Raw genomic sequence first — 14,607 nt, forward strand, 5'->3', positions numbered from 1 at the left:
CCGGTGCTTGTGTATCTTTGCTGCCGCTTAATTCGACAGGCGCACTTGGATTGCCGCTTCATCAATTGCGACCACATTCGCTTTGTCGCCATCAGTTAAAGCAGGATCCAATGGGATTTCAAAATAACCATCCTCATCCGATGTGCCTGATGCAATCACTTCATCAGTGACAGGATCACGGATTTCAACCAAGGTGTTTGGCTCGGTCTCACCGGTCACCAAAGTACCCTCTGGGTTCAGTGTCGCCTCGAGTTCTGGTGCTTGTGTATCTTTGCTGCCAGTTAATTCCACAGGCGCACTGTCGTTACCCGCTTTATCAATTGCCACCACATCCACGCTGTTGCCATCGGTGATCGCTGGATCCAGCTTGATACTAAAGTCACCGTTGTCATCTGAGGTGCCTGATGCAATCACTTCATCAGTGACAGGATCACGGATTTCAACCCAGGTGTTTGGCTCGGTTTGGCCTGTGACCACTGTACCGTCTGTGCTCAGTTCTGCCTCGAGTTCCGGTGCGATGGTGTCTTTGCCACCGACCACCGTCTTCGGTCCAATCGTGTTGCCTGCGGCATCTGCTGCCGTCACAAAGCCTTGTGCATTGTCGGTTAATGGGGTGCTTAGCGTAACGCTGTAGTTACCTTCAGCATCTGCAGTCGCTTCGCCGATGATGTTGCCAGCTTTGTCTTTCACTACAACTTTGGCATCGGCTTCGGTTTGACCGGTCACCACATCACCATCAGCATTTAAGTTTGCGCTGAGGTCTTTGGGTGCAAGGGTGTCTTTGTCCCCCGTCAGTGTTTGTGGCTGACTTGGGTTGCCCGCTTCATCAATTGCCACCACATCCACGCTGTTGCCATCGGTGATTGCTGGATCCAGCTTGATACTAAAGTCACCATTGTCATCTGAGGTGCCTGATGCAATCACTTCATCAGTGACAGGATCACGGATTTCAACCAAAGTGTTTGGCTCGGTTTGGCCTGTGACCACTGTACCGTCTGTGCTCAGTTCTGCCTCGAGTTCCGGTGCGATGGTGTCTTTACCACCGACCACCGTCTTCGGTCCAATCGTGTTGCCTGCGGCATCGGATGCCGTCACAAAGCCTTGTGCATTGTCGGTTAATGGGGTGCTTAGCGTAACGCTGTAGTTACCCTCAGCATCTGCAGTCGCTTCACCGATGATGGTGCCAGCTTTGTCTTTCACCACAACTTTGGCATCGGCTTCGGTTTGACCCGTCACCACATCACCATCAGCATTTAAGTTTGCGCTGAGGTCTTTTGGTGCAAGGGTGTCCTTGCTGCCGCTTAATTCGACAGGCGCACTTGGATTGCCCGCTTCATCAATTGCCACCACATTCGCTTTGTCGCCATCAGTTAAAGCAGGATCCAATGGGATTTCAAAATAACCATCCTCATCCGATGTGCCTGATGCAATCACTTCCTCAGTGACAGGATCACGGATTTCAACCAAGGTGTTTGGCTCGGTCTCACCGGTCACCAAAGTACCTTCTGGGTTCAGTGTCGCCTCGAGTTCCGGTGCTTGTGTATCTTTGCTGCCGCTTAATTCGACAGGCGCACTGTCGTTACCCGCTTTATCAATTGCGACCACATCCACACTGTTGCCATCGGTGATCGCTGGATCCAGCTTGATACTAAAGTCACCGTTGTCATCTGAGGTGCCTGATGCAATCACTTCATCAGTGACAGGATCACGGATTTCAACCCAGGTGTTTGGCTCGGTTTGGCCTGTGACCAAAGTACCTTCTGGATTGAGTTCTGCCTCGAGTTCCGGTGCGATGGTGTCTTTGCCACCGACCACCGTCTTCGGTCCAATCGTATTGCCTGCGGCATCTGCTGCCGTTACAAAGCCTTGTGCATTGTCGGTTAATGGGGTGCTTAGCGTAACGCTGTAGTTACCCTCAGCATCTGCAGTCGCTTCACCGATGATGTTGCCAGCTTTGTCTTTCACCACAACTTTGGCATCGGCTTCGGTTTTACCCGTCACCACATCACCATCAGCATTTAAGTTTGCGCTGAGGTCTTTGGGTGCAAGGGTGTCTTTGTCCCCCGTCAGTTTTTGTGGCTGACTTGAGTTGCCCGCTTTATCAATTGCCACCACATCCACACTGTTGCCATCGGTGATCGCTGGATCCAGCTTGATACTAAAGTCACCGTTGTCATCTGAGGTGCCTGATGCAATCACTTCATCAGTGACAGGATCACGGATTTCAACCCAGGTGTTTGGCTCGGTTTGGCCTGTGACCAAAGTACCTTCTGGATTGAGTTCTACCTCGAGTTCCGGTGCGATGGTGTCTTTATCACCCACCACCGTCTTCGGTCCAATCGTGTTGCCTGCGGCATCTGCTGCCGTTACAAAGCCTTGTGTATTGTCGGTTAATGGGGTGCTTAGCTTAACGCTGTAGTTACCCTCAGCATCTGCAGTCGCTTCACCGATGATGTTGCCAGCTTTGTCTTTTACTACAACTTTGACACCGGCTTCGGTTTGACCGGTCACCACATCACCATCAGCATTTAAGTTTGCGCTGAGGTCTTTTGGTGCAAGGGTGTCTTTGTCCCCCGTCAGTGTTTGTGGCTGACTTGGGTTGCCCGCTTCATCAATTGCCACCACATCCACGCTGTTGCCATCGGTGATCGCTGGATCCAGCTTGATACTAAAGTCACCGTTGTCATCCGAGGTGCCTGATGCAATCACTTGCTCAGTGACAGGATCACGGATTTCAACCCAGGTGTTTGGCTCGGTTTGGCCTGTGACCACTGTACCGTCTGGATTGAGTTCTGCCTCGAGTTCCGGTGCGATGGTGTCTTTACCACCCACCACCGTCTTCGGTCCAATCGTGTTGCCTGCGGCATCTGCTGCCGTTACAAAGCCTTCAGCATTGTCTGTTGTTAATGGGGTGCTTAGCGTAACGCTGTAGTTACCCTCAGCATCCGCAGTCGCTTCGCCGATGATGTTGCCAGCTTTGTCTTTCACTACAACTTTGGCACCGGCTTCGGTTTGACCGGTCACCACATCACCGTCAGCATTTAAGTTTGCGCTGAGGTCTTTTGGTGCAAGGGTGTCTTTGCTGCCGCTTAATTCGACAGGCGCACTTGGATTGCCCGCTTCATCAATTGCCACCACATCCACGCTATTGCCATCTGTGATTGCTGGACTCAGCTCAATTTCAAAATGACCATCCTGATCTGAGGTGCCTGATGCAATCACTTCATCAGTGACAGGATCACGGATTTCAACCCAGGTGTTCGGCTCGGTTTGGCCTGTGACCACTGTACCGTCTGTGCTCAGTTCTGCCTCGAGTTCCGGTGCGATGGTGTCTTTGCCACCCACCACCGTCTTCGGTCCAATCGTGTTGCCTGCGGCATCTGCTGCCGTGACAAAGCCTTGTGCATTGTCTGTTAATGGGGTGCTTAGCGTAACGCTGTAGTTACCCTCAGCATCCGCAGTCGCTTCGCCGATGATGTTGCCAGCTTTGTCTTTCACCACAACTTTGGCACCGGCTTCGGTTTGACCGGTCACCACATCACCGTCAGCATTTAAGTTTGCGCTGAGGTCTTTTGGTGCAAGGGTGTCTTTGTCCCCCGTCAGTGTTTGTAGCTGACTTGGATTACCCGCTTTATCAATTGCCACCACATCCACGCTGTTGCCATCGGTGATCGCTGGATCCAGCTTGATACTAAAGTCACCGTTGTCATCCGAGGTGCCTGATGCAATCACTTGCTCAGTGACAGGATCACGGATTTCAACCCAGGTGTTCGGCTCGGTTTGGCCTGTGACCACTGTACCGTCTGTGCTCAGTTCTGCCTCGAGTTCCGGTGCGATGGTGTCTTTGCCACCCACCACCGTCTTCGGTCCAATCGTGTTGCCTGCGGCATCTGCTGCCGTGACAAAGCCTTGTGCATTGTCTGTTAATGGGGTGCTTAGCGTAACACTGTAGTTACCCTCAGCATCCGCAGTCGCTTCACCGATGATGTTGCCAGCTTTGTCTTTCACCACAACTTTGGCATCGGCTTCGGTTTTACCGGTCACCACATCACCATCAGCATTTAAGTTTGCGCTGAGGTCTTTTGGTGCAATGGTGTCTTTGCTGCCGGTTAATTCGACAGGCACACTGTCGTTACCCGCTTTATCAATCGCCACCACATCCACGCTGTTGCCATCGGTGATCGCTGGATCTAGCTTGATACTAAAGTCACCGTTGTCATCTGATGTCCCTGATGCAATCACTTCATCAGTGATAGGATCACGGATTTCAACCCAGGTGTTTGGCTCGGTTTGGCCTGTGACCAAAGTACCCTCTGGGTTCAGTGTCGCCTCGAGTTCCGGTGCTTGTGTATCTTTGCTGCCGCTTAATTCGACAGGCGCACTTGGATTGCCCGCTTCATCAATTGCCACCACATTCGCTTTGTCGCCATCAGTTAAAGCAGGATCCAATGGGATTTCAAAATAACCATCCTCATCCGATGTGCCTGATGCAATCACTTCATTAGTGACAGGATCACGGATTTCAACCAAGGTGTTTGGCTCGGTCTCACCGGTCACCAAAGTACCCTCTGGGTTCAGTGTCGCCTCGAGTTCTGGTGCTTGTGTATCTTTGCTGCCAGTTAATTCGACAGGCGCACTTGGATTGCCCGCTTCATCAATTGCCACCACATCCACGCTGTTGCCATCAGTTAAGGCTGGACTCAGCTCAATTTCAAAATAACCATCCTCATCCGATGTACCTGATGCAATCACTTGCTCAGTGACAGGATCACGGATTTCAACCCAGGTGTTCGGCTCGGTTTGGCCTGTGACCAAAGTACCTTCTGGATTGAGTTCTGCCTCGAGTTCCGGTGCGATGGTGTCTTTGCCACCCACCACCGTCTTCGGTCCAATCGTGTTGCCTGCGGCATCTGCTGCCGTTACAAAGCCTTGTGCATTGTCGGTTAATGGGGTGCTTAGCGTAACGCTGTAGTTACCCTCAGCATCTGCAGTCGCTTCGCCGATGATGTTGCCAGCTTTGTCTTTTACTACAACTTTGGCACCGGCTTCGGTTTTACCGGTCACCACATCACCATCAGCATTTAAGTTTGCGCTGAGGTCTTTTGGTGCAAGGGTGTCTTTGTCCCCCGTCAGTGTTTGTGGCTGACTTGGATTACCCGCTTTATCAATTGCCACCACATCCACGCTGTTGCCATCGGTGATCGCTGGACTCAGCTCAATTTCAAAATAACCATCCTCATTCGATGTGCCTGATGCAATCACTTCACCGCTGACAGGATCACGGATTTCAACCAAAGTGTTTGGCTCGGTTTGGCCTGTGACCACTGTACCCTCTGGGTTCAGTTCTGCCTCGAGTTCCGGTGCTTGTGTATCTTTGCTGCCAGTTAATTCGACAGGCGCACTTGGATTGCCCGCTTCATCAATTGCCACCACATCCACGCTGTTGCCATCGGTGATCGCTGGACTCAGCTCAATTTCAAAATGACCGTCCTGATCTGAGGTGCCTGATGCAATCACTTCATCAGTGACAGGATCACGGATTTCAACCCAGGTGTTTGGCTCGGTTTGGCCTGTGACCAAAGTACCGTCTGTGCTCAGTTCTGCCTCGAGTTCCGGTGCGATGGTGTCTTTACCACCCACCACCGTCTTCGGTCCAATCGTGTTGCCTGCGGCATCGGATGCCGTTACAAAGCCTTGTGCATTGTCGGTTAATGGGGTGCTTAGCGTAACGCTGTAGTTACCCTCAGCATCTGCAGTCGCTTCACCGATGATGTTGCCAGCTTTGTCTTTCACCACAACTTTGGCATCGGCTTCGGTTTTACCCGTCACCACATCACCATCAGCATTTAAGTTTGCGCTGAGGTCTTTGGGTGCAAGGGTGTCTTTGTCCCCCGTCAGTTTTTGTGGCTGACTTGAGTTGCCCGCTTTATCAATTGCCACCACATCCACACTGTTGCCATCGGTGATCGCTGGATCCAGCTTGATACTAAAGTCACCGTTGTCATCTGAGGTGCCTGATGCAATCACTTCATCAGTGACAGGATCACGGATTTCAACCCAGGTGTTTGGCTCGGTTTGGCCTGTGACCAAAGTACCTTCTGGATTGAGTTCTACCTCGAGTTCCGGTGCGATGGTGTCTTTACCACCGACCACCGTCTTCGGTCCAATCGTGTTGCCTGCGGCATCGGATGCCGTTACAAAGCCTTGTGCATTGTCGGTTAATGGGGTGCTTAGCGTAACGCTGTAGTTACCCTCAGCATCTGCAGTCGCTTCACCGATGATGTTGCCAGCTTTGTCTTTCACCACAACTTTGGCATCGGCTTCGGTTTTACCCGTCACCACATCACCATCAGCATTTAAGTTTGCGCTGAGGTCTTTGGGTGCAAGGGTGTCTTTGTCCCCCGTCAGTTTTTGTGGCTGACTTGAGTTGCCCGCTTTATCAATTGCCACCACATCCACACTGTTGCCATCGGTGATCGCTGGATCCAGCTTGATACTAAAGTCACCGTTGTCATCTGAGGTGCCTGATGCAATCACTTCATCAGTGACAGGATCACGGATTTCAACCCAGGTGTTTGGCTCGGTTTGGCCTGTGACCAAAGTACCTTCTGGATTGAGTTCTACCTCGAGTTCCGGTGCGATGGTGTCTTTGCCACCGACCACCGTCTTCGGTCCAATCGTGTTGCCTGCGGCATCTGCTGCCGTCACAAAGCCTTGTGCATTGTCGGTTAATGGGGTGCTTAGCGTAACGCTGTAGTTACCTTCAGCATCTGCAGTCGCTTCGCCGATGATGTTGCCAGCTTTGTCTTTCACTACAACTTTGGCATCGGCTTCGGTTTGACCGGTCACCACATCACCATCAGCATTTAAGTTTGCGCTGAGGTCTTTGGGTGCAAGGGTGTCTTTGTCCCCCGTCAGTGTTTGTGGCTGACTTGGGTTGCCCGCTTCATCAATTGCCACCACATCCACGCTGTTGCCATCGGTGATTGCTGGATCCAGCTTGATACTAAAGTCACCATTGTCATCTGAGGTGCCTGATGCAATCACTTCATCAGTGACAGGATCACGGATTTCAACCCAGGTGTTTGGCTCGGTTTGGCCTGTGACCACTGTACCGTCTGTGCTCAGTTCTGCCTCGAGTTCCGGTGCGATGGTGTCTTTGCCACCCACCACCGTCTTCGGTCCAATCGTGTTGCCTGCGGCATCTGCTGCCGTTACAAAGCCTTGTGCATTGTCGGTTAATGGGGTGCTTAGCGTAACGCTGTAGTTACCTTCAGCATCTGCAGTCGCTTCGCCGATGATGTTGCCAGCTTTGTCTTTCACCACAACTTTGGCATCGGCTTCGGTTTTACCCGTCACCACATCACCATCAGCATTTAAGTTTGCGCTGAGGTCTTTTGGTGCAAGGGTGTCTTTGTCCCCCGTCAGTGTTTGTGGCTGACTTGGATTACCCGCTTTATCAATTGCCACCACATCCACGCTGTTGCCGTCGGTGATCGCTGGACTCAGCTCAATTTCAAAATGACCATCCTGATCTGAGGTGCCTGATGCAATCACTTCATCAGTGACAGGATCACGGATTTCAACCCAGGTGTTTGGCTCGGTTTGGCCTGTGACCACTGTACCGTCTGGATTGAGTTCTGCCTCGAGTTCCGGTGCGATGGTGTCTTTGCCACCGACCAACGTCTTCGGTCCAATCGTGTTGCCTGCGGCATCTGCTGCCGTTACAAAGCCTTGTGCATTGTCGGTTAATGGGGTGCTTAGCGTAACGCTGTAGTTACCCTCAGCATCTGCAGTCGCTTCGCCGATGATGTTGCCAGCTTTGTCTTTCACCACAACTTTAGCATCTGCTTCGGTTTGACCCGTCACCACATCACCCTCAGCATTTAAGTTTGCGCTGAGGTCTTTTGGTGCAAGGGTGTCTTTGTCCCCCGTCAGTGTTTGTGGCTGACTTGGATTACCCGCTTTATCAATTGCCACCACATCCACGCTGTTGCCGTCGGTGATCGCTGGACTCAGCTCAATTTCAAAATGACCATCCTCATCGGAGGTGCCTGATGCAATCACTTCATCAGTGACAGGATCACGGATTTCAACCCAGGTGTTTGGCTCGGTCTCACCGGTCACCAAAGTACCTTCTGTGCTCAGTTCTGCCTCGAGTTCCGGTGCTTGTGTATCTTTGCTGCCGCTTAATTCGACAGGCGCACTTGGATTGCCCGCTTCATCAATTGCCACCACATTCGCTTTGTCGCCATCAGTTAAAGCAGGATCCAATGGGATTTCAAAATAACCATCCTCATCCGATGTGCCTGATGCAATCACTTCATCAGTGACAGGATCACGGATTTCAACCAAGGTGTTTGGCTCGGTCTCACCGGTCACCAAAGTACCCTCTGGGTTCAGTGTCGCCTCGAGTTCTGGTGCTTGTGTATCTTTGCTGCCAGTTAATTCCACAGGCGCACTGTCGTTACCCGCTTTATCAATTGCCACCACATCCACGCTGTTGCCATCGGTGATCGCTGGATCCAGCTTGATACTAAAGTCACCGTTGTCATCTGAGGTGCCTGATGCAATCACTTGCTCAGTGACAGGATCACGGATTTCAACCCAGGTGTTTGGCTCGGTTTGGCCTGTGACCACTGTACCGTCTGTGCTCAGTTCTGCCTCGAGTTCCGGTGCGATGGTGTCTTTACCACCCACCACCGTCTTCGGTCCAATCGTGTTGCCTGCGGCATCGGATGCCGTCACAAAGCCTTGTGCATTGTCGGTTAATGGGGTGCTTAGCGTAACGCTGTAGTTACCCTCAGCATCTGCAGTCGCTTCACCGATGATGGTGCCAGCTTTGTCTTTCACCACAACTTTGGCATCGGCTTCGGTTTTACCCGTCACCACATCACCGTCAGCATTTAAGTTTGCGCTGAGGTCTTTTGGTGCAAGGGTGTCTTTGTCCCCCGTCAGTGTTTGTGGCTGACTTGGGTTGCCCGCTTCATCAATTGCCACCACATCCACGCTGTTGCCATCGGTGATCGCTGGATCCAGCTTGATACTAAAGTCACCGTTGTCATCCGAGGTGCCTGATGCAATCACTTGCTCAGTGACAGGATCACGGATTTCAACCCAGGTGTTTGGCTCGGTTTGGCCTGTGACCACTGTACCGTCTGGATTGAGTTCTGCCTCGAGTTCCGGTGCTTGTGTATCTTTGCTGCCGCTTAATTCGACAGGCGCACTGTCGTTACCCGCTTTATCAATTGCCACCACATCCACACTGTTGCCATCGGTGATCGCTGGATCCAGCTTGATACTAAAGTCACCGTTGTCATCTGAGGTGCCTGATGCAATCACTTCATCAGTGACAGGATCACGGATTTCAACCCAGGTGTTTGGCTCGGTTTGGCCTGTGACCACTGTACCGTCTGTGCTCAGTTCTGCCTCGAGTTCCGGTGCGATGGTGTCTTTGCCACCGACCACCGTCTTCGGTCCAATCGTGTTGCCTGCGGCATCTGCTGCCGTCACAAAGCCTTGTGCATTGTCGGTTAATGGGGTGCTTAGCGTAACGCTGTAGTTACCTTCAGCATCTGCAGTCGCTTCGCCGATGATGTTGCCAGCTTTGTCTTTCACCACAACTTTGGCATCGGCTTCGGTTTTACCCGTCACCACATCACCATCAGCATTTAAGTTTGCGCTGAGGTCTTTTGGTGCAAGGGTGTCTTTGTCCCCCGTCAGTGTTTGTGGCTGACTTGGGTTGCCCGCTTCATCAATTGCCACCACATCCACGCTGTTGCCATCGGTGATCGCTGGATCCAGCTTGATACTAAAGTCACCATTGTCATCTGAGATGCCTGATGCAATCACTTCATCAGTGACAGGATCACGGATTTCAACCAAAGTGTTTGGCTCGGTTTGGCCTGTGACCACTGTACCGTCTGTGCTCAGTTCTGCCTCGAGTTCCGGTGCGATGGTGTCTTTGCCACCGACCACTGTCTTCGGTCCAATCGTGTTGCCTGCGGCATCTGCTGCCGTTACAAAGCCTTGTGCATTGTCGGTTAATGGGGTGCTTAGCGTAACGCTGTAGTTACCCTCAGCATCCGCAGTCGCTTCGCCGATGATGTTACCAGCTTTGTCTTTCACTACAACTTTGGCATCGGCTTCGGTTTGACCCGTCACCACATCACCGTCAGCATTTAAGTTTGCGCTGAGGTCTTTGGGTGCAAGGGTATCTTTGTCCCCCGTCAGTGTTTGTGGCTGACTTGGGTTGCCCGCTTTATCAATTGCGACCACATCCACGCTGTTGCCATCGGTGATCGCTGGATCTAGCTTGATACTAAAGTCACCGTTTTCATCTGAGGTGCCTGATGCAATCACTTCATCAGTGACAGGATCACGGATTTCAACCCAGGTGTTTGGCTCGGTTTGGCCTGTGACCACTGTACCCTCTGGGTTCAGTGTCGCCTCGAGTTCCGGTGCGATGGTGTCTTTGCCACCCACCACCGTCTTCGGTCCAATCGTGTTGCCTGCGGCATCGGATGCCGTTACAAAGCCTTGTGCATTGTCGGTTAATGGGGTGCTTAGCGTAACGCTGTAGTTACCCTCAGCATCTGCAGTCGCTTCACCGATGATGTTGCCAGCTTTGTCTTTCACCACAACTTTGGCATCGGCTTCGGTTTTACCCGTCACCACATCACCATCAGCATTTAAGTTTGCGCTGAGGTCTTTGGGTGCAAGGGTGTCTTTGTCCCCCGTCAGTTTTTGTGGCTGACTTGAGTTGCCCGCTTTATCAATTGCCACCACATCCACACTGTTGCCATCGGTGATCGCTGGATCCAGCTTGATACTAAAGTCACCGTTGTCATCTGAGGTGCCTGATGCAATCACTTCATCAGTGACAGGATCACGGATTTCAACCCAGGTGTTTGGCTCGGTTTGGCCTGTGACCAAAGTACCTTCTGGATTGAGTTCTACCTCGAGTTCCGGTGCGATGGTGTCTTTACCACCGACCACCGTCTTCGGTCCAATCGTGTTGCCTGCGGCATCTGCTGCCGTCACAAAGCCTTGTGCATTGTCGGTTAATGGGGTGCTTAGCGTAACGCTGTAGTTACCTTCAGCATCTGCAGTCGCTTCGCCGATGATGTTGCCAGCTTTGTCTTTCACTACAACTTTGGCATCGGCTTCGGTTTGACCGGTCACCACATCACCATCAGCATTTAAGTTTGCGCTGAGGTCTTTGGGTGCAAGGGTGTCTTTGTCCCCCGTCAGTGTTTGTGGCTGACTTGGGTTGCCCGCTTCATCAATTGCCACCACATCCACGCTGTTGCCATCGGTGATTGCTGGATCCAGCTTGATACTAAAGTCACCGTTGTCATCTGAGGTGCCTGATGCAATCACTTGCTCAGTGACAGGATCACGGATTTCAACCCAGGTGTTTGGCTCGGTTTGGCCTGTGACCACTGTACCTTCTGGATTGAGTTCTGCCTCGAGTTCCGGTGCGATGGTGTCTTTGCCACCGACCACCGTCTTCGGTCCAATCGTGTTGCCTGCGGCATCTGCTGCCGTTACAAAGCCTTGTGCATTGTCGGTTAATGGGGTGCTTAACGTTACGCTGTAGTTACCCTCAGCATCTGCAGTCGCTGTGCCGATGATGTTGCCAGCTTTGTCTTTCACTACAACTTTGGCACCGGCTTCGGTTTGACCGGTCACCACATCACCATCAGCATTTAAGTTTGCGCTGAGGTCTTTGGGTGCAAGGGTGTCTTTGTCCCCCGTCAGTGTTTGTGGCTGACTTGGGTTGCCCGCTTCATCAATTGCCACCACATCCACGCTGTTGCCATCGGTGATTGCTGGATCCAGCTTGATACTAAAGTCACCGTTGTCATCTGAGGTGCCTGATGCAATCACTTGCTCAGTGACAGGATCACGGATTTCAACCCAGGTGTTTGGCTCGGTTTGGCCTGTGACCACTGTACCTTCTGGATTGAGTTCTGCCTCGAGTTCCGGTGCGATGGTGTCTTTGCCACCGACCACCGTCTTCGGTCCAATCGTGTTGCCTGCGGCATCTGCTGCCGTTACAAAGCCTTGTGCATTGTCGGTTAATGGGGTGCTTAACGTTACGCTGTAGTTACCCTCAGCATCTGCAGTCGCTGTGCCGATGATGTTGCCAGCTTTGTCTTTCACTACAACTTTGGCACCGGCTTCGGTTTTACCCGTCACCACATCACCGTCAGCATTTAAGTTTGCGCTGAGGTCTTTTGGTGCAATGGTGTCTTTGCTGCCAGTTAATTCGACAGGCGCACTGTCGTTACCCGCTTTATCAATTGCGACCACATCCACGCTGTTGCCATCGGTGATTGCTGGATCCAGCTTGATACTAAAGTCACCGTTGTCATCCGAGGTGCCTGATGCAATCACTTGCTCAGTGACAGGATCACGGATTTCAACCCAGGTGTTTGGCTCGGTCTCACCAGTCACCAAAGTACCTTCTGGGTTCAGTGTCGCCTCGAGTTCCGGTGCGATGGTGTCTTTGCCACCCACCACCGTCTTCGGTCCAATCGTGTTGCCTGCGGCATCTGCTGCCGTTACAAAGCCTTGTGCATTGTCGGTTAATGGGGTGCTTAGCGTAACGCTGTAGTTACCCTCAGCATCTGCAGTCGCTGTGCCGATGATGTTGCCAGCTTTGTCTTTCACCACAACTTTGGCACCGGCTTCGGTTTTACCGGTCACCACATCACCATCAGCATTTAAGTTTGCGCTGAGGTCTTTTGGTGCAATGGTGTCTTTGTCCCCCGTCAGTTTTTGTGGCTGACTTGGGTTGCCCGCTTCATCAATTGCCACCACATCCACACTGTTGCCATCGGTGATTGCTGGATCTAGCTTGATACTAAAGTCACCGTTGTCATCTGAGGTGCCTGATGCAATCACTTCATCAGTGACAGGATCACGGATTTCAACCCAGGTGTTTGGCTCGGTTTGGCCTGTGACCAAAGTGCCTTCTTCATTCAACTCAGCAGCAAGTTTAGGTGGAGATTCATCACCACGATTAATCGGTTGTTGACCAGAGCTATTGCCATTGTCATCCACCGCTTCTATCTTGCCAATCTCACCTTCATTCAGTGGATTCGGCTCGATGTCCCATGTGCCGTCTTCATTCACGGTGGTGCTGACCGTGTTGCCCTCAGAATCGGTGATAATGATGGTTGAGCCTGCATCACCTGTCCCTTCAATACCTTCGCCATTGTTTTCAGTGACGATCGGGGCAGTTGGGGCAGTTTGATCGCCCCCGGTAATCGGTTGTTGACCCGAGCTATTGCCATTGTCATCCACCGCTTCAATTTTGCCAATCTCACCCTCATTCAGTGGATTCGGCTCGATGTCCCATGTGCCATCTTCATTCACGGTGGTGCTGACCGTGTTCCCCTCGGAATCGGTGATAATGATGGTTGAGCCTGCATCACCTGTCCCTTCAATACCTTCGCCATTGTTTTCAGTGACGATCGGGGCAGTTGGGGCAGTTTGATCGCCCCCGGTAATCGGTTGTTGACCCGAGCTATTGCCATTGTCATCCACCGCTTCAATTTTGCCAATCTCACCCTCATTCAGTGGATTCGGCTCGATGTCCCATGTGCCATCTTCATTCACGGTGGTGCTGACCGTGTTCCCCTCGGAATCGGTGATAATGATGGTTGAGCCTGCATCACCTGTCCCTTCAATACCTTCGCCATTGTTTTCAGTGACGATCGGGGCAGTTGGGGCAGTTTGATCGCCTCCGGTGATCGGTTGTTGACCCGAGCTATTGCCATTGTCATCCACCGCTTCAATTTTGCCAATCTCACCCTCATTCAGTGGATTCGGCTTGATGTCCCATGTGCCGTCTTCATTTACGGTAGTGCTGACCGTGTTGCCTTCGGAATCGGTAATAATGATGGTTGAGCCTGCATCACCGGTCCCTTCAATGCCTTCGCCATTGTTTTCAGTGATGATCGGAAATTTAGGGACATTTACATCTTCACTCTTTTTATTATTATCGTTGTCATTTGCTCCAGCGAGCACAGCACCACCTACGGCAGCACCACCACCCAACCATGGCAGTATCAATCCAGGGGTAAATTCATCATATAATAATGGCTCGATATCATCGAGTAATTGGTATTGAATCGCATCGATTTGACCTTGCGTATCGGTAAATTCAGCCCAATATAATTTTCCATCTTCATCATTAAAGACAATACTGTTATCAGCATCATTTTTATCATTGAAAAAATTCTCAATGATAATCACATCACCATTTTTAAATTGGATTTCAACTGCATTTCCATTTCTAACTATTTTCAAGACATCATCTTTAGAGCGATTAATAATAACCACTGAATTCTCAGTTAAAGAAACTAAATTATTATCTGTCTCACTGGTCAAAACATGTGTTTTTTTAGATACAGTAGAAATAGTATGCATTTTATTCACCTAATTTATTTCTTTTTTAATATATGGAACTTATATTATTTTAAAATAATGCGAATTGAATCACACTATTTAAATTAATAAATTTTTATTAGTTTTATAATTGCACATTAAAAATACAAAAAGAACAACAATGTTTAAATAATTTATTTAAAAATA

1 protein-coding gene is annotated in these 14,607 nt (G+C 51.0%); it reads right to left on the reverse strand.

Translation table 11 applies throughout. The features are described 5' to 3' along the window. Positions 1-27: 27 nt before the first annotated feature. Positions 28-14,442: an Ig-like domain-containing protein gene (locus G8D99_RS11010; RefSeq protein ID WP_166325778.1), complete on the reverse strand. Its 14,415-nt coding sequence runs from the start codon at positions 14,440-14,442 to the stop codon at positions 28-30. Positions 14,443-14,607: the final 165 nt, after the last annotated feature.

This window comes from Acinetobacter lanii, from assembly GCF_011578285.1.
GTDB lineage: Bacteria > Pseudomonadota > Gammaproteobacteria > Pseudomonadales > Moraxellaceae > Acinetobacter > Acinetobacter lanii.

Excerpts from the sequence above, each read along its gene's own strand:
- G8D99_RS11010 (WP_166325778.1), bottom strand. The coding sequence starts at position 14,442 with ATGCATACTATTTCTACTGTATCTAAAAAAACACATGTTTTGACCAGT.